General features: G+C 63.7%; 19 protein-coding genes and 1 tRNA gene. 17 read left to right on the forward strand and 3 right to left on the reverse strand.

What is annotated here, in order from left to right; translation table 11 throughout:
• Positions 1-66 precede the first annotated feature (66 nt).
• From VGN68_RS16595 to VGN68_RS16640, 10 genes are all read left to right on the forward strand, one after another.
• Complete coding sequence (locus VGN68_RS16595; RefSeq protein ID WP_327478139.1) at positions 67-1,677, forward strand: TonB-dependent receptor plug domain-containing protein; 1,611 nt, start codon at positions 67-69, stop codon at positions 1,675-1,677.
• A complete protein-coding gene (locus tag VGN68_RS16600) occupies positions 1,670-3,046 on the forward strand; it encodes a TonB-dependent receptor domain-containing protein (protein WP_327478141.1) in 1,377 nt (458 codons plus the stop codon). Before VGN68_RS16595 ends, VGN68_RS16600 begins: the two co-directional genes overlap by 8 nt.
• Positions 3,047-3,122: 76 nt before the next feature.
• Positions 3,123-4,754 carry an AbgT family transporter gene (locus tag VGN68_RS16605; protein ID WP_327478143.1) on the forward strand — a complete coding sequence of 544 codons (1,632 nt, stop codon included), beginning with the start codon at positions 3,123-3,125 and terminating at the stop codon, positions 4,752-4,754.
• 114 nt (positions 4,755-4,868) lie between these two features.
• Entirely contained in the window at positions 4,869-6,065 is a 1,197-nt protein-coding gene (locus tag VGN68_RS16610) for a M20 aminoacylase family protein (RefSeq protein WP_327478145.1), read from the forward strand.
• 21 nt (positions 6,066-6,086) lie between these two features.
• The gene (locus VGN68_RS16615) at positions 6,087-8,513 is read left to right on the forward strand and encodes a penicillin acylase family protein (protein ID WP_327478147.1); all 2,427 of its coding nucleotides are present in this window, start codon (positions 6,087-6,089) and stop codon (positions 8,511-8,513) included.
• A gap of 13 nt (positions 8,514-8,526) precedes the next feature.
• A complete protein-coding gene (locus tag VGN68_RS16620; RefSeq protein WP_327478149.1) occupies positions 8,527-9,306 on the forward strand; it encodes a transporter substrate-binding domain-containing protein in 780 nt (259 codons plus the stop codon).
• A complete protein-coding gene (locus tag VGN68_RS16625) occupies positions 9,306-9,959 on the forward strand; it encodes an amino acid ABC transporter permease (protein ID WP_327478151.1) in 654 nt (217 codons plus the stop codon). The genes VGN68_RS16620 and VGN68_RS16625 overlap by 1 nt, the downstream gene beginning before the upstream one ends.
• A complete protein-coding gene (locus VGN68_RS16630) occupies positions 9,956-10,681 on the forward strand; it encodes an amino acid ABC transporter ATP-binding protein (protein ID WP_327478153.1) in 726 nt (241 codons plus the stop codon). Before VGN68_RS16625 ends, VGN68_RS16630 begins: the two co-directional genes overlap by 4 nt.
• 15 nt (positions 10,682-10,696) lie before the next feature.
• On the forward strand, positions 10,697-11,065 hold the full coding sequence (locus VGN68_RS16635; protein WP_327478155.1) for a cupin domain-containing protein: 369 nt from the start codon (positions 10,697-10,699) through the stop codon (positions 11,063-11,065).
• Complete coding sequence (locus tag VGN68_RS16640; protein WP_327478157.1) at positions 11,062-12,456, forward strand: FAD-dependent oxidoreductase; 1,395 nt, start codon at positions 11,062-11,064, stop codon at positions 12,454-12,456. The genes VGN68_RS16635 and VGN68_RS16640 overlap by 4 nt, the downstream gene beginning before the upstream one ends.
• Before the next feature lie 7 nt (positions 12,457-12,463).
• Here the strand turns inward: VGN68_RS16640 and VGN68_RS16645 are convergent, their stop codons facing one another.
• On the reverse strand, positions 12,464-14,545 hold the full coding sequence (locus tag VGN68_RS16645) for a S9 family peptidase (RefSeq protein WP_327478159.1): 2,082 nt from the start codon (positions 14,543-14,545) through the stop codon (positions 12,464-12,466).
• A gap of 191 nt (positions 14,546-14,736) precedes the next feature.
• On the opposite strand from VGN68_RS16645, the gene VGN68_RS16650 reads away from it, so the two are divergent.
• The 4 genes from VGN68_RS16650 (at position 14,737) to VGN68_RS16665 (ending at position 18,052) form a co-directional block, all read left to right on the forward strand.
• The gene (locus VGN68_RS16650) at positions 14,737-15,636 is read left to right on the forward strand and encodes a LysR family transcriptional regulator (protein WP_327478161.1); all 900 of its coding nucleotides are present in this window, start codon (positions 14,737-14,739) and stop codon (positions 15,634-15,636) included.
• A 215-nt stretch (positions 15,637-15,851) separates the two neighbouring features.
• Entirely contained in the window at positions 15,852-16,484 is a 633-nt protein-coding gene (locus VGN68_RS16655; RefSeq protein ID WP_327478163.1) for an HAD-IA family hydrolase, read from the forward strand.
• Positions 16,481-17,632 carry an alanine racemase gene (locus tag VGN68_RS16660; protein WP_327478165.1) on the forward strand — a complete coding sequence of 384 codons (1,152 nt, stop codon included), beginning with the start codon at positions 16,481-16,483 and terminating at the stop codon, positions 17,630-17,632. Before VGN68_RS16655 ends, VGN68_RS16660 begins: the two co-directional genes overlap by 4 nt.
• A gap of 18 nt (positions 17,633-17,650) precedes the next feature.
• The gene (locus VGN68_RS16665) at positions 17,651-18,052 is read left to right on the forward strand and encodes a RidA family protein (RefSeq protein ID WP_327478167.1); all 402 of its coding nucleotides are present in this window, start codon (positions 17,651-17,653) and stop codon (positions 18,050-18,052) included.
• Positions 18,053-18,320: 268 nt separating this feature from the next.
• Here VGN68_RS16665 and VGN68_RS16670 read toward each other — a convergent pair.
• Positions 18,321-18,396: transfer RNA gene (locus VGN68_RS16670), tRNA-Ala, on the reverse strand.
• A 129-nt stretch (positions 18,397-18,525) separates the two neighbouring features.
• Complete coding sequence (locus tag VGN68_RS16675) at positions 18,526-18,849, reverse strand: TIGR02300 family protein (protein WP_327478170.1); 324 nt, start codon at positions 18,847-18,849, stop codon at positions 18,526-18,528.
• A 124-nt stretch (positions 18,850-18,973) separates the two neighbouring features.
• On the opposite strand from VGN68_RS16675, the gene aroA reads away from it, so the two are divergent.
• The 3 genes from aroA to VGN68_RS16690 are packed head-to-tail and all read left to right on the forward strand — an operon-like array spanning position 18,974 to position 21,458.
• Complete coding sequence (gene aroA / locus VGN68_RS16680) at positions 18,974-20,302, forward strand: 3-phosphoshikimate 1-carboxyvinyltransferase (protein WP_327478172.1); 1,329 nt, start codon at positions 18,974-18,976, stop codon at positions 20,300-20,302.
• A complete protein-coding gene (locus VGN68_RS16685) occupies positions 20,299-20,829 on the forward strand; it encodes a hypothetical protein (protein ID WP_327478174.1) in 531 nt (176 codons plus the stop codon). Before aroA ends, VGN68_RS16685 begins: the two co-directional genes overlap by 4 nt.
• Entirely contained in the window at positions 20,829-21,458 is a 630-nt protein-coding gene (locus VGN68_RS16690; RefSeq protein WP_327478176.1) for a d(CMP) kinase, read from the forward strand. The genes VGN68_RS16685 and VGN68_RS16690 overlap by 1 nt, the downstream gene beginning before the upstream one ends.
• The last annotated feature ends 341 nt before the right edge of the window (positions 21,459-21,799 follow it).

A 21,799-nucleotide genomic window follows, 5' to 3' on the forward strand; every position in this document is an offset into this window, starting at 1 on the left:
CAGGCTGGACCCTAGCACTAACCGACGAACGGACGGTTCTGGCAGGGTTAAGGGCGGAGAAAAAACATGATCCAGGGACCGGCAACGGCAGCCAAGAGCGGCCAGCTCAAAATTTCCACGTCGCTTTTCGCCATTGCGCTGTGCGCGAGCTTGGCAGGCACCGCGCAGGCTCAGGACGCCATCGTCGCACCGGCCGATGAGCAGGCCATAGAGGGTGGAAGTGACATCGTTGTGACCGGGTCGCGCATCGGTCGACCCGTCCTCGACCTGCCGACCCCCGTCGGCGTCGTGACCTCGGAAGCCCTCGACAATAACAATGCCCAGTTCGACATTGGCCGCGCGCTCGCGCAGCAGCCGTCGATCGGCTTTTCGGGCAGCATGCAGCAAAGCCAGCAGACCGGCGCTTCGGGTTCGCGCGGCGAAAACAGCGGCGGCCTTGCTCTCGTCGATCTGCGCAGCCTCGGGTCGAACCGCACCCTGGTGCTCGTCAACGGCAAGCGCCGCGTCGCGGGCGCCACTGACAGCACCGCCATCGACCTCAATTCGATCAATCCCAATCTGATCGAGCGCATCGAGGTCATTACCGGCGGTGCATCGGCGATTTATGGCTCGGACGCGGTATCGGGCGTGGTCAACATCATCACCAAGGATGATTTCGACGGCTTTCGCCTGTCGTTCAACGGCTCGCAGCCCGCGCGCGGCTCGGAAGGGCTGACCTATGGCGCCAGCCTCATCGCCGGGATGAATTTTGGCGATGGCCGCGGTAACATCACGGTGGCTGGCGACTATACGAAGGTCAAAGAACTGACGCCGCGCCAGGCCGATATGAAAAATTATGTCGCGATGCTCAATCCTGCCGACACGGGTCCGGACGACGGTATCCCCGACATGATCGTCGTCCCGGGCGGCGAGGCGCTGCGCTTCTCGGGCTATGGCGTCGTGGGCTTCGGCAACGATACCGGCGGCCTTGGTCGCTTTGTGTTCAACGACGACGGCACCGCCCGCCCCTTCCCGACACCCAGTCTGACCGACGGTAGCCTGTTCGGCATCTTCGACAATTGCGGCGTCGCCTGCTTCCGCTTCGACGATTCGATTTCGATCGTTCCCGATATCGAACGATACAACCTCAACCTTAGTGCGCATTATGATTTCAGTGACAGCGTGCGCGGCTATTTCGGCGTCGATTACAATAACACCTCAAGCTATGGCCGCGGCCAGCCAGTGATCCGCTCGGGCGCTGCGATCAACATCGCCCAAAACGCCTTCCTCAATCAGGACTTCCGTCAACGTCTTCTCGCAGCGGGGGCGACGACCTTGCGCCTCGACCGTCTCTATACCGACGTCGGCCTGCGCTTCAGCCAGGTTGATCGCAACAGCCTGTCATTCGTTGGCGGCCTCAAGGGAGAGTTCGAAACGGGTTTTGCCGATCTTCGCTATGATGTTTACGGCACCTATGGTCGCACCAAGGCGAAGTTCATCGGCTACAACCGACTCGTCGTTCCCAATTTCCTCGCCGCACTCGACGCAGTGGTCGATCCCGCGTCCGGGCTGATCCGATGCCGCGCCGACGTTCCCGCGCTGCAGCCGGTCGGCTATGTGCGCCCCGTTCAACCCCTTTGGATCGACCGCCAGTTCGCCGGAAGCCCGCAACTTCGTCAAGACGACGACCGTGTCTGAGGCATTCATCCGCCAGACGACCGCGGGCTTTTCACTTGCGGGCGATACCGAAAAATTCCTGACCCTGCCGGGCGGCGGTGCCGTCGGCTTCGCTCTCGGCGCCGAATATCGCAAGGAGCGCAATGGCCGCACGACCGACCCGCTGGTCAAGGCGGGCCTGACCAACCAGGCGGCAACGCAGGATTATGAAGGCGGCTACGACGTTACCGAATTTTTCGGCGAGCTCAGCGTCCCGATCCTGACCGACATGCCCTTCTTTCAATTGCTGTCGATCGAGGGCGCGGTGCGCCACGCCGATTACAGCCATGCCGGACAAGCGACGTCGTGGAAAGCAGGCGCGATCTGGGAGCCCACCGACGGCCTGCGCCTGCGCGCAACGATCAGCCGCGCCATCCGCGCCCCGAACATCTTCGAGGCTTTCCGTCCGAGCGAAGGGCAGACGACGAATGTCAATGACCCCTGCGCCCAGACCAACCTTGGCCTCAACCCCAACCGCGCCGCAAACTGCGCCGCGCTCGGGCGCCCGGCCGGGTTCACGCCGCTGAACGGCGGGGTCGGGGTCCCCTTCATCGTGTCGGGCAACCAGGATCTCAGCCCCGAAGTGTCGGACAGCTGGACTGCCGGCATTGTCCTGACGCCCAACTTCCTGCCCGGCCTCCAGATTTCGGCCGACTGGTTCAACATCGAAATCGACGATGCGATCAGTTTCCTCAGTCCCCAGCAGATCGCCGAAAACTGCGTCGATCGCGCCGGTGGCCCCGATCTCGAGCTCTGCTCGCTCATCACGCGCGAGTCGAATACCGCCAGCCCGAACTTCTTTGGCATCACGACGGGCAACAGCACCTATGTGAACACGTCGAAGCTAGAAACGTCCGGACTCGACACGCAGTTATTCTATGCGCTTCCACTCGGCGGCGGGCGTATCTCGACGAACCTCGCCTTCACCTATCTGCACCGCCTGCGGACCTATACTTTCCAATCGCGGCCGGACCTGTTTACGGTGCTCGAAGGCTTTTACGGTTACCCGAAATACAAGGGCGTCGTCGGCCTGACCTACAGCAACGGCCCGCTGACACTCGGCTGGCAGGGACGCTATCAGTCGAGCCAGGCCTTGACCGATATCTCGCCGGGGATCAGCCGCGAATTGCTGTCGCCCGACCGCACAGGATCGCGTTTCTACAACGACATCTCGGCATCCTACACGCTGTCGATGAACGGCAGACAGGAAGCCAAATTCTCGTTCGGAGTTACCAACCTGTTCAACGAAAAGCTGCCGGTGATGGAATCGGTGCAGGTCATCGATCCGTCGGGTGGCGGTTTCGAACAGTTCGGGCCCGTCATCCGCGCCGGGCTCGAAGTGAATTTCTGATCCGGGTTCCGGCAGATGAGGCCCGCGTGATATTCGCGCACGCGGGCCTCATGTCGTTTTCGAAGGAGAATCCACCTTGCCCGGTTCGGAAGCCGCGATCATGAGTGCCGAAACCGTCCGCCCCGCGCGCCAGAGAGGCTTTCTCGGCGTCGTCGAGCGCGTCGGCAATCTGCTGCCCGATCCGACCATCATATTCCTCTACCTGATCGTAGTGCTGATGATCATATCGGCAATCGGCGCGGCACTAGGCTGGACCGCTTCTTTGCCCTATTCGGGCAAGGAAGCGCCCCCCGGGGCTGAACTTGCTGGCGGCGTGCTGACTTATCGCGCTTCGAGCCTGTTCTCTGCCGACAATATCGCGCGGCTGTTTACCGAGATGCCGCGCACTTATGCCGGCTTCGCTCCGCTCGGTATCATTCTTACGATCATGATGGGCGCCGCGGTGGCCGAGCGATCGGGATTGTTCTTCGCGCTGATCCGCGGTTCATTGCGTAACACCCCGCGCCGCTACATGACCCCGATCATCGCAGTGGTGGGCATGGTTTCGCACCACGCCGCCGACGCCGCTTATGTCGTGCTCATCCCGATGGCGGCGGTGCTCTTCGCCTCGGTCGGCCGCCACCCACTCGCCGGGATCGCCGCCGCGCTCGCCGCGGTGTCGGGGGGCTATGCCGGCAACATAATGCCCGGCCAGCTTGACGTGCTGCTGTTCGGCTTCACGCAAGAAGCAGCACGCATCGTCGATCCCGGCTGGACGATGAATCCGCTGGGTAACTGGTATTTCATTCTCGGCATCGTCGTCTTTTTCACGCCAATCATCTGGTTTGTTACCGACCGGATTGTCGAACCACGGCTTGGCGTCTGGAACGAAGCCATCGACAACGAACTGCGCGCCGACCTCGAAAAGGGCGAACTCAGCAACGACGAGCGGCGGGGGCTCCGACACGCTGGGATCGCCGCACTGCTGGTCGTTGCAGCGTTTGCCGCTTTGTGCCTGTGGCCCGGATACACACCCTTCATCGACCAGGATGCCGTCGGCCCGATACGGCTACAGCCGCTCTACGGATCGATTATTGCGGCGCTGTTCCTGCTGTTCCTGTTCACCGGCATCGCTTTCGGGCGCGCTATCGGAACGGTGAAGGGATCAAACGACGTCGTCGCGATGATGCGCGAAGGGGTCAAGACGATCGCCCCCTATCTCGTCTTCGTCTTTTTCGCCGCGCATTTCGTCGCGATGTTCAACTGGTCGGGTATCGGTCCGATCATCGCCATCAGCGGCGCCGAAAAATTGCAGGCCATGGCACTCCCCGCGCCGCTGCTGCTGGTCTGCGTGCTTCTCCTCTCGTCAGTGATGGACCTGTTCATCGGGTCGGCGACCGCCAAGTGGAGCGTCTTGTCGTCGGTGGTCGTTCCGATGTTCATGCTGCTCGGCATCAGCCCTGAAATGACGACCGCGGCCTATCGCATGGGCGACAGCTATACCAACATCATGACCCCGCTGATGAGCTATTTCCCGCTCGTGCTGGTCTTTTGCCAGCGGTGGGATAAGTCGATGGGGGTCGGCTCGCTGCTCGCACTGATGCTGCCCTATGCGCTTTGCTTCATGGCCACGGGAATCGCTATGGTTGTCGCCTGGGTCGCCTTCGACCTGCCCCTCGGCCCCGGGGCGCAGGTCTTTTATCAGGTTGCGGCGCATGCGGCACCATGACGGAGCAAATAATGGAATTTGCCGCCAAACATGCAACCATGTCCAATAAGCATTGGGGTCGAACCTGCCCGCGTCCTAGCCTGATCTTGCCGCTGCGCCAGGAGGTGCGTCCCCATGTCCGTTGACCTGACACTACTCGAAGCTGACATGACCGCCTGGCGCCGGCATATCCATCAGCACCCCGAACTCGGTTTTCACGAACAGAACACGGTTCGCTTCATCCTCGACCTTCTCGAAAGCTTCGGGGTCGACGAGGTCGCGACCGGGATCGGCGGGACCGGCATCGTCGCGACGATCCGCGCCGGAGAGTCGGACCGCGCGATCGGCATCCGCGCCGACATCGACGCGCTGCCGATGACCGAACTCGCCGAATCCGATCATAAGTCCTGCACGCCGGGCGTGATGCACGCCTGCGGCCACGACGGCCACACGACGATGCTGCTCGGTGCCGCGAAACATCTCGCCGCGACGCGCAACTTCGACGGCGCGGTCCACCTGATCTTCCAGCCTGCAGAGGAATCGCTGGGCTATCAGGGGCCGGGCGGCGATCCCGACGGCGGCGCCAGCGCGATGATCCGCGATGGATTGTTCGATCGCTTTCCGATGGACGCGATCTTCGGCATCCACAACCGCCCCGGCCTCGCCGCGGGCAAGCTCGCGGGACGTGCGGGCGCGCTTTATGCCGCCGCCGACAAGTTCGAGATTGTCGTGTCGGGCAAGGGCGGCCACGCCGCGCGCCCGCACCTGACGGTCGACCCCGTTCTCGTCGCGGCGCAGATCATCGTCGCTGTACAGAGCATCGTCGCGCGCAATACCGACCCGATGGACGCCGCTGTGGTGTCGATCTGCAAGGTCGAGGCGGGCACCGCATTCAACATTATCGCGGACGAGGCGCGCATGGGCGGAACGGTACGCACGTTGTCGCGCGCCAGCCAGGACGCGACCGAGCAGCGGCTGCGCGAAATCGTCACCGGGGTCGCGGCATCGTTCGGCGCGACCGCCGAGCTTCACTACGAACGCGGCTACCCTGCCCTCCACAATCGGGCCGATCTTTACGCCAGGGTCCGCGACATCGCGATCGGCGTTGTCGGCCCCGATCGCTTCATCGACCTCGACGCACCGGGCATGGGGGGCGAGGATTTTGCACGCTATCTCGACATCGTTCCCGGCTGCTTCCTCCTGCTCGGCAACGGCGACGAGGGGCCGGGGTCGGTGATGCTCCACAATTCGCACTACGCCTATGACGACAGCATTTCACCGACGGGGGCGGCGCTGTGGGTCGCCTTGGCCGAGACATTCCTGCCGAAGTAACCAATACGGGGAGACGCTTTGATGCGCCGTTCGACTGCCGCCTTGCTTCATGCTTCGACCATTTTGCTCCTCGCGGTGGCCGCGCAGGCGAACGCCGCCGAAAAGGTCCGCATCTATCGCGACGATTTCGGGGTGCCGCACGTGCAGGCGGAGACGTCCGACGCCGTCATGTTTGGCGCGGGCTATGCGATCGCGTCCGACCGGCTCGCCGCAATGGAACTGGCGCGGCACAACACGCAGGGCCGCCGCGCCGAACTATTGGGTGCCTCGGCGCTCGAAGGCGACAAGATGATGCGCGGTCGGCGACTTTCCGACGCGACGCTCATGCTGCGCTACAAGGCGCTCGCGACCGAACACCGCCAGATGATCCAGGCGATGGTCGACGGCATCAACAAGCGTATCGACGAAGTGAATGCCGACCCCGCACGGCTGACCCCGCTCGAATTCATCCGCTGGGGGATCACGCCAACGCGCTGGAGCCTCACCGAATATCTCGCGTTGATCAGTGCCGCACCGCTCGGCCGCGAAAGCTATGAAATCCAGAACCTGAAATTCCTGCAAGCGATGACTACGCGCTATGGACAGGAAAAGGCGTGGGCGATTTTCAACGACGTCGTGCCGATCTCCGACCCTGATTCGCCGACGACGATCCCCGCAGGCGACGATCTTGCCCCTGCCCGCCCCATACCCACGCCGGTACGAGCGCCGGCACAGCTACCCTCCGGCGGTGCCGCGTCGGCCGCGGCGCAGGTGGCGCCGCTCCAGCCGGTGAAGGGCGCGAGCCGCTGCCTGGTCATCGGCCCCGAAAAATCAGCGAGCGGCAAGGCGCTGATGCTCGAAGCGACCGCCGACGGCCCCGAAATCCACCTCCACGGCGGCGGCTTCGACAACGCCGGGTTCGGCTCGAACGGCTGGGGCGTCCCGACAATGGGACGCGGCGCGCAGCACGGCTGGCTGCTCGTGTCGGGCAGCAGCGAAGCCGGCACCATGTTCGCCGAAAAACTCAACCCGAAGAACCGGTATGAATATTGGTACAAGGGCGCGTGGAAGCCGATGGAGCACCGCACCGAGACCTTCAAGGTCAAGGACGGCGCAACCGTGACGCACGAAGTCGCATGGACCATCCACGGCCCGGTGATCGCCTGGGACGCCGAAAACGGCACCGCTTATGCCCAGCAGATGGGCGTGCAAGGGCGCGAGCTCGACACCTGGGTCGCCTTTGCCGAAATGGGCCGCGCCAAAAGCCTCGACGAATTCCGCGAAAAGGGAGTCGACCGGCTCGGCTGGAACGTTGGCGCCTGCTACGGCGGAGAGGATGGCACCATAGCCTATTTCGAAGCAGGGGCGCTGCCGAAAAAAGCCGCCGGGATCGATCCCCGCCTACCGACGCCGGGCACCGGCGAATATGACTGGACCGGCTTTCTGACGCGCGATGAAAAGCCGCACATGATCAACCCGCGGCAAGGCTATCTCTTTTCCTGGAACAGCAAGGCGACGGGCTGGTCGCAGGAAGGCGACAATGCGCGGATCGGCGCGACCTTCCGTACCTGGCTCGGCGACCGGCTCGCGAAGGAAGGCCAGTCGCTGACCTTACTCGACATGCGCGAGTTCAACGGCAAGATTTTCAACGCGCTCGGCGCGGTCGATCGCAACCAGGCCGCCCCCGACTTTTTCGCGCCCTATCTGCGCCAGGCGATCGAGACAAGCGATGATCCCGAGGTGAAGCGCGCGGGTGAATATATGCTCGGCTTCAACGGGCTCTATCAGGACCGCGACGGCGACCATAAATACGACGATCCCGGCCTGACGCTCTATCGCGCTTGGCTTCAGGTCGCGCCGCGTGTCGTGTTTGGCGACGATATGGGCGACTGGTGGAAGACGATCGATGAGGGACGGTACCTGACCTATCAATCGAGCCTGCTGTTGCGCGCCTTTCAGGGCGACAAAGCGGGATTGCCGCTCGGCATTGACTATTTCAACGGGCGCGACCGCGCCGAGGTTCTGATTGAATCGATCAAAGCAACGCTTGCCGAGATCAAACCGCGCTTCCCCGGCAAAGATATGGCCGAATGGAAGCAGCCGATCTTTTGGAAATACTTCGATGCGTCACTTGAAACGCCCGAACGGCCGCAGATGGCCGAGGATGCCCCCGAAAACCGCCTGTCCGCGATCCTGCGGCTCGGACCGACGATGGCACCGCACAACGGCGGCGAAAGCTGGGTCGGCTTGATGGAAATCGGTGCCGACCGGCGTGCGCTCTATTCGGTCGTCGATGCGGGCGGGCAGAATCTGTTCGTCGGTCCCGACGGCAAGGGCAACCCGCACCTCACCGACCAGACCATGATGCACGAGACCAACGAGCTCAAAAAGATCGAACTGTCGCCAGACAGGATACGCGAGACGGCGCGATCGACGACGACGCTCGAATATCGGTCGCAGACCCGGTAGCGCGGCAGCGGCGATGATCGAGCACTCCCGACCGGCGGCGTTGCCGATCCAGCGACGGGCGATGCTCGGGATGATCGCCACGCTGCCGCTTTCCGCATGCGCGCGTCAGCCGCGTGCGCCGGGCGAACTGTGGGTCGGCTCGTCGCCGACCGGCGTTCCGTTCAGCTATGTCGATCCTGCGACCAACGAACTGACGGGCGCGATGATCGATATCGCGCAGATCGTTTTGCGCGAACTGGGGATGAATGGCGATTATCGCGCCGCGCCCTTTGCCGCGCTCATCCCGTCGCTGACGACGGGGCGGATCGACATGATCGCGGCGGCGATGCAGCGCACCCCCGAACGCGCCGAAATCGTCGACTTCAGCGCACCGGTCTTTTCCTATGGCGGCGGACTTGTCGTTCGGAAGGAGGACCGCGGTTCCTATCCGGCGCTGGCTGCGGTGCGCGAGATGCGTGTGGGCGCGCAGGTCGGCACGCGCTTCGTCGACCAGCTGCTCGGTGCCGGCGTCACCCGCGTCAAAACCTATGACGGGCTCGGCGAAATCGTTCGCGACCTGGCCAACGGCCGGATTGACGCCGGCTATGGCGACGAACCGATCCTGCGCTACCAGCTTCGGGTTGGCCCAAAGCGGCCCGTTCGCATGGCCAGCGAGTTCACGCCGCCGGTCGAGGAGGATCTTTGCCTGATTGTCGCCAAGGGCAGTCGGCTGCTTCCGCGCCTCAACGCCGCGATTCTGCGCCTGAAGGCAGCGGAAATACGCGCGATTCTGCAACATTGGGAGCTTGGCTGATGCAGGAATTTATAGCGGACGCCGTGCTGTTTCTGCCGGTCCTTATCCGCGGCCTGGGCATCACCCTCCTCCTCACCGGCGCCGCACTGATCGTCAGCATCGCGCTCGGTCTCGTGTGGGTGCTGATGGGCTACTCGCGCTTTGCCCCGCTGCGCTGGATCAGCCGCACGATCATCAATGTCATCCGCGGCATCCCGATCATCGTCCAACTCTTCTGTATCTATTTCGTCCTGCCCGAATGGGGCATCGACCTGCCCCCCTTTGCAGCGGGCGTGCTCGGCCTCGGCCTCGCCTATTCGGTGTATCAGGCCGAAAATTTCCGCGGCGGGCTGTCATCGGTCGATAAAGATCTGATCGAAGCGGGCACCGCGCTGGGCATGACCTGGCCGGTGCTGATGCGCCGCGTCGTGCTGCCGCTCGGCATCCCCGCCGCACTGCCGTCACTCGGCAACACGACGATCATGCTGCTGAAAGATTCGTCGATCGCCTCGACGATCACGATCGCCGAACTGACTCGCGCCGGGCAATTGCTCGCGATTTCGACCTTCAAGAACGGCACCGTCTATCTGCTTATCGCGCTGCTCTACCTCGCCGCCAGCCTGCCGATGGCGGCGGGCGTGCGCGCCCTCGAACGCCGGTTCGCGCGCAAATGATCCGGCTGCGCGGCGTCCGCAAATCCTTCGGCGCGCGCGACGTCTTGCGCGACGTGAACTTTGAGGTCGCGGCGGGCGAGGTCACGTGTCTGATCGGTCCCTCGGGGTCGGGCAAGTCGACGATCCTCCGCTGCATCAACGGGCTCGAAGCCCATGATGCGGGGACGATCGAGGTCGACGGCGTACCAGTGACGCCGCACGCGCTGCCGCAGGTCCGCGCGGCGGTGAGCATGGTATTCCAGCGCTTCAACCTGTTCCCGCACCGCACCGCGCTCCAGAATATCATCGAAGGTCCGGTCCATGTGCTCGGCCTGCCGATCGCCGAAGCGACCGCACGCGCGATGGCGCTGCTCGAAAAGGTCGGCATGGTGTCGCACGGCAACGCCTTCCCGCGTCAATTGTCGGGCGGCCAGCAACAGCGCATCGGTATCGCGCGGGCGCTGGCGATGGAGCCCCGCGCAATCCTGCTCGACGAGCCAACCTCGGCGCTCGATCCCGAGCGCGTCGGTGAAGTGCTGAGGGTGATGCGCGATCTTGCCGACGGCGGCATGACGATGATCGTCGTGACCCACGAGATCGCCTTCGCACGCGAGGCGGCGGACAGCATCCTTTTCGTCGACAATGGCGTGATCGCCGAGCAGGGACCGGCCGCTGAATTTCTCTCAAACCCGAAAACCGACCGCACTCGCCTTTTCCTCAGCCGGGTCCGCCACCCCATTTGATCAAAGGAGCCGCAAATGACCGCTGATGCGATCAGCCTATTCCGCTCTAACGAACTTCTCGCCATCGGTGCAATTGCACCCGTCGCTGCGCCGCTGGGGGAACCGGTTTCGCAGGTGCGTTCAGTCGCGATGCCGGGGGTTGGCGCAAGCCGCCATGGCGTTTGGCATTGCACTCCTGGGGTCTGGCGCCGACAGGTGGTCGAGGCCGAGTTCTGCCATTTCCTTACCGGCGAAGCGATCTTCCGGCCCGACGATGGCGAGCCTTTGCACATCACCGGCGGCGACACTGTCTATTTTCCGCCGCGTACCGGCGGAACCTGGGAAATCCTGCGCGATAGCGAAAAGATCTTCATTGTCTTTGACGAGGTCGGAGCAGCCCGATGAGCGCAACAATTTCAGCCGCAGACATCGGCAGCTATTGGCTCGCGAGCTGTAACGACGATCTGACGCCACGACCTGCCGTTTCTGGCGACGATACGGTCGACGTTGCGATCATGGGCGGCGGTTTCTCCGGTCTATGGACCGCCTATTATCTGCTGCAAGACAACCCGGACCTGTCGATCGCAATCGTCGAGCGTCAGTTTTGCGGTTTTGGCGCGTCGGGGCGCAATGGCGGTTGGTGTTCACCGCGCTTCCCGATCAACCCCGCGGCATTGACCCGCCGTTTCGGCGCCGCGACCGCCCGCGCGATGCTGGTCGCACAGCAGGCGATGATCGACGAGGTCGGCCGGATTTGCGACCAGGAAGGCATCGATGCCCAGTTCAATCGGGTCGGGGTGCTGACGCTTTCCCGCAGCGCAGAGCAACTGCCCTCGATCCGACAGTCCTATGATGCGTATTGTAAACTGGGGATGGCCGATGCTTGCGAGCTACTTGACGCCGGTCAGGCGCAGGCAGCAGTGCATGCAACCGACGTCCATGGCGCGCTGCGCCTTCGCGCCGGCGCGACCATCCATCCCGGCCGCCTTGTGCGCGGCCTCGCGCGCGCGCTCGAACGGCGCGGCGTCCGCATTTATGAGCGTAGCGAGGTACTGCAAACGGTCGAGGGACCGGCGCCCGCGCTGGTCACTGCGGGCGGCACCATTTGCGCCCGCCGCGCGATCCTGCTCGCGGGCGAGGCCTATCTGACCGCGCAGCCCGGCTATCGGCGCCGGTTGATCCCGATGGCCTCGACGATCATGCTTACCGCGCCGCTGACCGCCGAACAGTGGGATAGCGTAGGATGGAGCGGCGGCGAGTGCCTGTCGTCCTATGTCTACACCACCAACTATCTCACCCGCACCGCCGACGGGCGCATCCTGTTCGGCAGCCGCGGCGCGCCGTATCGATATGGATCGGACATGGACGAGACCGCGCTCCGCGAAAACGCCAATTTCGGCTGGATCCGCGACCGGCTCACCGAATGGTGGCCCGCGCTGGACGGGTTTGAATTCACGCACCAATGGGCGGGCTATCTCGGTATTCCGCGCGACTGGCTGCCGACCGTCCATTTCGACCCCGTGAAGCGCATCGGCCACAGCTATGGCTATACCGGCCACGGCGTCATCACCAGCGCGATCTGCGCGCGGGCGCTCGCGGGGTTGGTGAACGGTCGTGCACCCGGTCCGCACGCGCCCTATGTCCGCGAACAAGCGCCGAACTGGGAGGTCGAACCGCTGCGCTGGGCGGGCATCCGCTATGTCCAAAATGCCTATTTGCGGATGGACGTGGCCGAAGCGGCCGGGCTGACGCAGCCGCCCGACGCGAGCCTCGCCAAATATCTTGGCGAACCCTAGCGGCCCGTCACTTCGCCATGGCCGCCAGCGCCGCTTCGAGGCCGGGGACGAACTGCGCCCCTGCCTTCAATTCGACGCGCGACCCGACCAGATCGTCGCCATAGGGTTCGGCCGGTCCGCCAAGGCATTTCGACAGGAAATGCTCGGCGATTGCGGCGAACGAGATGTTGGTGCCATCCTTTGCATAGACATGTCCTTCGTCGGGATAGAAAGCATAGGTCACCGGCTTGCCGCGCGCCTTCAACGCCTCGACGATCTCTTCCGACTGGCTGGGGAAGACTCGCGGATCGTTGGCGCCATTGGTAACGAGCAGCGGCTTTGAGATCGCATCGACGCGCGCGATCGGTGAGCGACGCATCAAGTCCGCCGCACCCTCTGGCGTTGCCGGGTCGCCGACGCGGTTGACGAACTGCGGACGTTGCCACGTCCACCAATCAGGCATGGCGGCGACTTGTCGCACCAGATTGCTGGGGCCGGCCAGGTCGACGCCGCACTGAAAGGTATCGGGGGTAAAACTTAGCCCGACGAGCGTCGAATAGCCGCCGTAGGACAGCCCCATCACCGCGACGCGATCCTTCGCCGTTACCCCTTTGTCGATCGCCCACTGCACCCCGTCGAGCAGGTCGTCGTGCATCGTTTCCGACCATTTCCTGTCGCCCTTCGCCATGAAGTCGCTGCCGAAGCCCCCTGACGCACGAAAATTTACCGACAGCACCGCATAGCCGCGGTCGGCGAGCCAGGCGTGCTGCGGGTCGAACGCCAGATCGTCGCGCAGCCAGGGACCGCCGTGAACAAGCAACACCATCGGAACGGGCGTCACCGGCATCCCGTCGGCGCCGCGTTTGGCGTTGGTCGGAAGCGTCAGGTAGCTGGGCAGAGTCAGGCCATCGCGCGAAGCGATCGTGACCGGGATGCGGCGGGCCAGCGCCTGTTTGTCGAGGTCGGGCCGCGTCGACAGCAGCGGCACGAGCGTCCGGTCGTTGCGGTTCCACCAGCTATAGCGGTCGGGGCGGTTCGGAACCGTTTCGAGGAGCAGCCAGCGCGCGTTGTCGGCGGTCTGATCGACAATCCTGAACGGCCCCGCGGCCGCTGCTTCAAGCGCGGCAAACTCGGCCCGCACGCCCTCCGATCGCACCGTCCATTCGCTGACCAGCGGGTCTTCGCGCGTCGCGAGCAGCGTGCCGCTGGCTTCGTCGAACAGCGGATCGACGATATCGGCACGTCCCGATGCGGCGAGCAAGACCTGCCTGCCCGTGGCGAGATCGACCGAGACGAGGTTCGCCTTGTCGCTGGTCCGGCTGTCGAACATCAACAGCTTGCCCTTGCCATCGAGGCTCAAAATTCTGGAATTGCGTAGCGAGGCGAGCGGGATCCTCATGAACTCGCTTGGCCCAGCGGGGTCAAGACGGAGATAGGTCGACGAGCCGTCGACATTGCCACGAACGACCAGCCGGATATTGAATTCGGGATCGGCGACGACGTCGATATAGTTTCTCTCGTTGCGGAACACCTCGGTCCGCTGCCCCGTCGCCAGGTCGATCCGGTAGATGTCGCGATAGCGGCGGTCGCGAATGTTCATGCCAACCAGAATTTCGCCCGGGCGGCGCTTTGAAAGCTTCACGATCTTCGTCTGCACGGCCGGATCGGCGGTCATGTTGGTGACCGTCCGCTTTTCAAGGTTTGCGACCCAGAGCTGGCTATGCTCCTCGCCGCCGACATCCTTGAGCACCACGATGTACCGCCCGTCGGGGCTCCACTGGAAGCTGTCGGGCGGCCTGGTATCAAAACGGGTGACGGGGGTTGCCGACTTGGGATCGTCGAGCGGCGCGACCCAGACGTTCAGGACGCCATTCAACGGGTGGAGAAAAGCAAGCTGTCTCCCGTCAGGGCTGATCTGCAGTTCGGAATAGGCAAGCGAGGCAAAGAGAGCGTCGCGCGGGACCAGCGATGCCGTCTGCGTCGGCCCCGGTTCGGCGCCGACGACCGGCACAGAGCTGAGCATGATCCCTGCGCCAAGCATCGCGGTCGTCAACAGCGTCGCCTGACGGGCCCAGCCTCGTCGTTCTTGCCGCAAAATGTTGAAACCCATCGCTTGTTCCCTCAATCAGCCTGTCTTCGAAGCCAACGCCCGCCAATGCAAGTCGCAGCGCTGTCAGCAACCTGCCAATTGGGCGAACGCAGCTCCAATGCGCAATATGGATCAATCCATGCTGATCAGGAGGGGTAGGCACAGCGTGTCCCGGAGTTAAAAGCTCCAAGCGGCCGAAGGAACATAAGCAAATGGAACTGGCGTGGCTTGAGGATTTCGGCGCCCTGATCCACGCGGGGAATTTCTCGCGCGCAGCCGCGGCACGCTGCGTTACCCAGCCGGCCTTCAGCCGCCGCATTCGCGCGCTCGAAGAATGGCTCGGCGCCGAACTTGTTGACCGCAGCACGCATCAGATGGTGCTGACGTCGGCCGGAAAACGCTTCGCCAGTATCGCAGAAACGGTGCTGCGCGACATTGAGCATGGTCGGCGCGAGGTGCAGGAAATTGCCGGCACTTCGGCGTCGATGGTCAAAATTCTCGTTACGCACGCGTTGACGCTGAGCTTCTTTCCACAATGGCTTGCGGCACTTCAGACAAAGACCGACACCGAGATTCCGATCCAGCTCACCGCTGACAATATGGGGACGTCCGAACAGATGATGTTGAGCGGAAAAGCACAATTTTGTCTGTGCTATTTCCATCCCGACGCTCCCTCGGTTCTCGACGGCGCAGGTTTCCAGTCGATTTCGCTTAGGTCCGATGCGCTGGTACCAGTCAGCGCTCCACGAGGAACCGGCAGGGCTCCCCTGCACGCGCTGACGGATGACGCCACTCATCCGGTCAATATGTTAGCCTATGGCGCTGAATCAGGGATGGATCGCATCGTTTCGGCGATGCTGGATGCAACAGCGACGCGCGGGCGTTTTACGACGGTGTTCACATCGCACACGCTGATCCTTGCGCGCATGGCAAAGGACGCAAAAGGACTGGCTTGGTTGCCGCTGAGCATCGTCGCTGATGATCTGCAACAGGGTGCGCTGGTGCGGGCGGGCGATGCACACTGGGACATTCCGGTCGATGTCAGACTGTATCGGCCGCGCGGCCGACAATCTCCATCCGCCGAAATATTCTGGAGTCTGGCGAAGGCGTAGAGAAGCATGGCGGGTGCATCGGACACCGCGATCGCCCGAGCGGATTTTTGACCACCATGTTCATACGGGGCGGCATGAAACCATCCGCAACGGGCATTTGCCGACCGAAGCGTGCGATTGCTAATCGCTTCTAGCCGTACAGCAGCATCGCTGCCGTCCGGGAAGCCGCTTGGCGGCAGTTCTTGGCCATAGTTGCTAAATTGGGATCTCGATCGATGAAACAAATAGCTCCCGTCGAAGCCGTGGTCTTCGATCTTCTGACGGCCCTTCTCGATTCATGGTCGGTCTGGAACCGTGCGGCGGGGTCCGAAACCGACGGCCTGCGCTGGCGCCGCGCTTATCTCCAGCTGACTTATGGCTGCGGCGCCTATCGCCCCTATGAAGACCTTGTCCGGGAGGCAACCGCCAAAGCTGGTGTGGCTGCATCGGCCGCCGCCGCGTTGGTTGCGGACTGGCAGACGCTCCGGCCCTGGCCAGAGGCACCGCGGGTGCTCGCCGAGATCGCGGCGCGCAACATCCCGCTCGGTGTCATAACCAATTGTTCGGCGGATCTGGGGCGGCAGGCGGCAGAGCGGGTTGGAGTGGCTTTTTCCGTCATGCTGACCTCCGAAGAAACGGGATATTACAAGCCACGCCCCGAAGCATATCGTGCGGTCCTCGACCGGCTCGGCACCGATCCCGCGCGGACGCTCTTCGTGGCTGGCTCGCCGGCGGATATTCCCGGCGCGGCTGACGTCGGCATGCCGGTTTTCTGGCACAACCGGGCCGGACTGCCATTTATCGCTGACGCGGCGCGGCCATTCCTGATTGCCGACACGCTCGATCCGCTCCGGGAGTTAATCCCATGAGTTCGACCACCACGTTCGCGGGACTGAACACCCCGCGCCTGATTCTCGACGCCGACCGGCTGGAACGCAACGCCGCGCGCATGCGCGCCCGCTGCGACGCGCTCGGCGTCATGCTGCGCCCGCACCTCAAGACCGCAAAGTCGACCGACGTCGCCTTGGTCGCGGCCAACGGCGAGCGCGGGCCGATTACCGTGTCGACGCTGGCCGAGGCCGAATATTTCGCCGCAGCAGGCTGGCGCGACATCCTCTACACGACAGCGATCGCGCCCGCAAAACTGGCGCGCGCCCATCATATCCAGCGCGAGCATGGCGCGCAGCTTCTGCTGGTCCTCGACGACCCGAAGACCGCCGCGGCCATGGGACAAGCCGCGGCAGCGCTCGGCGCGCGCTTCGGCGTCCTGATCGAGGTCGATTGCGGCGAACACCGCAGCGGCACTGAACCCGCGTCGGAGGAGCTTGTCGCGATCGCCGGGGCGATTGCCGCCTGTTCGCCGCATCTCGAACTGATGGGCGTGATGACCCATGCCGGGCATAGCTACGCATTCGACGACCCGGCGCCGATCCGTGCCCTCGCCGAAGTCGAACGACATGCCGCAGTCGCATCGGCCGAATTGCTCCGCACGGGCGGCTACCCCTGCCCCATCGTCAGCGTCGGATCGACCCCGACGCTGGCGTTCGCCGAGCAATTGCGCGGTGTCACCGAAGTGCGGGCGGGCATTTACCTGTTCTGCGACCTTTCGCAATTGTCGCGGGGCGTCTGCGCGCCGGAGGATATTGCCGTTTCAGTGTTGGCGACCGTCATCGGCCACCAGCGTCGCGGCGCTGTCCCCAGCCTGATCCTCGACGCGGGCGCGCTCGCGCTATCCAAGGATGTCGGGGCCAACCGTTTCATGCCGAACGCCGGATATGGCCTGGTCTGCGATGCAGCGACGCTCGAGGCGCTGGGGTCGCTGACGGTCGTGACCGTGCATCAGGAACATGGCGGCGTGCCCGTGCCCGACGAAAGCTGGTTCAAACGCCTCCCGATCGGCAGCGTCGTCCGCATCCTGCCCAATCACGCCTGCCTGACCTGTGCGGCCTACACGTCCTACGATGTGCTGCGCGGCGGGAAAATCACCGAGGAATGGCCGCGAACGGGCGGCTGGTGAACGCAAGGGAAGATCGAGATGAAACATCATAAGATGACGGAGATACGGTGCGCGGCGGTACCGCCGCCCGGCGGGCATTATGCCCAGGCGATATTACACCGCGACACCCTTTATGTTTCGGGTCAGCTCGGCGTGACCGGCGAGACGCAAGACCCCGAAAGCCGATCGATCGCCGATCAGGTCGGCTTCGCGCTTGGCAATATCGAAGCGATCGCGCGCGTCGTGGGTGCCTCGCTCGACGACGTCGTCCGATGCACGATCTATGTGACCGACGTCGCGCATTGGAGCGAAGTCAATCGGGCTTACGCCGCTTTCTTCGGCACGCACCGACCCGCCCGATCGATTGTGCCATGTGGCTCGTTGCATTTCGGCGCGCTGGTGGAGATCGAGGCTGTCGTGGCGGTCGGTCTCGAACATTGAGGGGAGGAGGGCCGAACGCCAATTAGCGAGGCGCGGACCGACCGCTATCCGTGAATCAACCGAATGACCGCTTTCGGGCGCGTGCCAATCAAGGCGGGAACGGCAGGGATCAGGCGCAAAGCTGACATATCTTACCGGCGGTCATATCTCCGGGAGACAATCATTTATCAAAAATCAGCGTTACCCATCTAAAATCCGCTACAAATGTGGGCCATAATGTGGGGCTGAATGATTAAAAATGTAAAATTTCAATATTTTAGGTAAGAAGTGGTGGAGCCTAGCGGGATCGAACCGCTGACCTCCTGCATGCCATGCAGGCGCTCTCCCAGCTGAGCTAAGGCCCCACATCTTCATTCGATCGCGCTCACCGGAGTGGCTACTGCGATCGGGTTGCCGCCTTTAACAGTGCGGGCGGGCGATGCAAGGGGCCAAATGCATCGGACGATGCCTTTTTGACCCCCTGAAACAAAAAATCAGGTTTCGACGTCGTCATCGTCCGCCGTCGCGACGCCCAGATCGTCGTCGCCGCCCAGATCGACGTCATTGTCCGGCGAGTCATTATCCTCGTCGACATCGACGTCCAGATCCAGATCCTCGTCGACAACGACCTCTTCCTTGGCGACCTTGCCGGGCTTTTCGGCTTCGAACGGAGTCGACTGTTTCGATTTCAAAACCGATTCCGGAATCCAGTTGTAACCGCAATTGATGCAGCTGACCGGATCATCCTTGGTCAAATCATAGAATCGGGTGGCGCATTTCGGGCAGGTGCGTTTCGTGCCCCATTCAGCCTTGATCATAAATTCCTCGTAACCTTCTGGAAACAGAATAAATTGTGTGGAAAGCGACAGCTGCCTGCGCGGCGTCCATCAAATCGGCGTGCGCCTTGCCAGATTGTAAGGGCGCTGTCAAAAGCCGCTCGCCATGACCGATCAAACCGCCCGCCCGCGTAGCTTTTCCGCTTCCGTTCCGCTCAAGGGCCGGATCGCGATTCCCGGCGACAAAAGCATCTCGCATCGCTCGCTGATGCTGTCGGCGCTCGCGGTCGGCGAAAGCCGCGTCACCGGACTGCTTGAGGGGCATGACGTGCTCGCCACCGCCGCCGCGATGCGCGCGATGGGCGCCTCCATCGAGCGCGGGGCCGATGGCGAGTGGCGCATCCATGGCGTGGGGGTCGGCGGGTTGCTCCAGCCACGCGAAGCGCTCGACATGGGCAACAGCGGCACCTCGACCCGGCTGCTGATGGGGCTGGTCGCAAGCCATCCGATCATCGCGACGTTCATCGGCGACGCCAGCCTGTCGGGCCGCCCGATGGGCCGCGTCATCGATCCGCTGGCGCAGATGGGTGCCGACATCACGTCGTCGCCGGGCGGCCGCCTGCCGCTGATGGTGCGCGGCCTCGCCCCTGCCATCCCCCTCGCCTATCGACTGCCGGTCGCCTCGGCGCAGGTGAAAAGCGCGGTGCTGCTCGCGGGCCTCAACACGCCGGGTATCACCGAGGTCATCGAGCCTATTCCCACCCGCGACCACAGCGAACGCATGCTGCGCGGGTTCGGCGCCGAGCTGACGGTCGAAACCGATGCCGATGGCACCCGCCATATCCGCATTGTCGGCGAGGCCGAACTGAAGCCGCAGACGATTGTCGTCCCCGGCGATCCGTCATCGGCGGCGTTTTTCGTCGTCGCGGCGTTGATCGTACCCGGCTCGGACGTCATCATCACCAATGTCGGGCTGAACCCGACCCGCGCCGGACTGATCGATGTACTGCGCCAGATGGGCGGCGACATCGAACTGGTCGATCCGCGCGAAGTCGGCGGCGAGCCTGTCGCTGACCTGCACGTGCGCCACAGCGCGCTGACCGGCGTCGACGTCGATCCCGCGGTCGCTCCCAGCATGATCGATGAATTCCCGATCCTGTTCGTCGCCGCGGCGCTGGCACAGGGGCGCACGACAACCACCGGCCTCGACGAACTGCGCGTCAAGGAAAGCGACCGCCTTGCTGTGATGGCGGCAGGCTTGAAAGCCATAGGCGTGCGCGTCACCGAGACCGCGGACGGCTTGATCATCGACGGGACCGGCGGCGACCCGCTGCCCGGTGGCGCGACCGTCGCGGGCCACCTTGACCACCGTATCTGTATGAGCTTTGCCATCGCCGGACTTGTCACCGGGTCATCGGTAACGATTGACGATATGGCGCCGGTGGCGACAAGCTTTCCGAACTTTGAACGCCTGTTGGAGGAACTCCAGAAATGACGACTCATCGCGGACGCCGGATCATGGCGCTTGGCGCACTTGCCCTGACCTTTACAGCGATAACGGGGTCGCCGGTCGCGGCTCAGCAACGCGCGGCGGACCCATTTGTGCGTGCCGATGCCAGTTTTTCGGCGCACCGGCTCAACCGCGTTGTTCGACCGCAAGCGATCGGCAAGCCCGCCAATTGTTTCGACGGGGAATGCGAATGGGTCGATAAGGCCGGGGTTGCGCACAGTTTCGGCGGCAAGCTGCTGGCGATTAAGTCGGTTTCCGTGCGCCCCGACGACCGCCGCGCGCTGTCGGCGCTCGGCATCGGCACGGCGCGTGACCGCTCGGCGGTGTTGACCCGCGTCCGCGCCTTCCTGCCGGAAATCAAGATCGACTGCCTGGAAGCCGGGCAGGCCGGTGAAGGCGAAGGTATCGCCGCCTGCGGCGGCTCCTTCAAAAAAGGCGGCTGGATCAAACTGCTGTTCGGGCCCGACAACCGACTGACAAGCGCCCGCATCGACGCGTTCCAGATCAACTGATGATCATTGCTGTTGATGGTCCGACCGCATCGGGCAAAGGCACCATCGCGCGCGCGCTCGCCGAACATTTTGGGTTGCCGGTGCTCGACACCGGCTTGCTGTATCGCGCGGTCGGCTATCAGACGCAGCTAAACCATGGCGACGCCGACAATGCGGCTGATGCATTGGCCGCGTGTGATTTTCCGGATCGCCTGCTCGACGATCCCGCACTGCGCTATGAAACGACAGGCGGCCTCGCCAGCCGCGTGTCGGTGCACCCGCCGGTGCGCGCGGCGCTGTTGCAGCGGCAGGTGGACTTTGCCAACCAGCCCGGCGGCGCGATCCTCGACGGCCGCGATATCGGCACCGTCATCGCCCCCCACGCCGATGCCAAGCTGTTCGTGACCGCCAGCGCCGATGTGCGCGCGCGCCGCCGTCATGCCGAGATGTTGTCACGCGGCGTCGATGTCACCTTCGACGCCGTCCTCGCCGACGTTCACGCCCGCGATGCCCGCGACACCGGGCGCGCCGACGCCCCGTTGCTGCAAGCGCCCGACGCCCTGCTGCTCGACAACAGCGACATGCCGCGCGACGCCGCGATTGCCGCAGCCATCGCCTTTGTCGAAGCGCGCCGGAACGACCGCGGCTAAACGGGCTTTCGACCTTGCCTTTGCGGGGTTTGCGGACTATAGGCGCCCCGTCCGACGGGCCTTTCAGCCGGTCGAGGCACGGACAACCGCCGCCCGCAACCGGGCGTCGGGCGTGACGAGGCGATCTCGTCGCGCCCTTTTTGCTTTGCCCCTGCCCCGCCCGAACTGGCTCGAAGGATGTTCTGCATCGCATCCGGCGGGCAGGACAGATCGGCCATTAAGACCAGCGGAACCAACCGCTTGGCCGGAACAAATGAAGTAAGGAATATATCTCTATGGCCACTACGGCTTTTCCGACGCGCGACGATTTCGCCGCGATGCTCAATGAATCGCTTGGTGGT

This window comes from Sphingopyxis sp. (assembly GCF_035998965.1).
GTDB lineage: Bacteria > Pseudomonadota > Alphaproteobacteria > Sphingomonadales > Sphingomonadaceae > Sphingopyxis.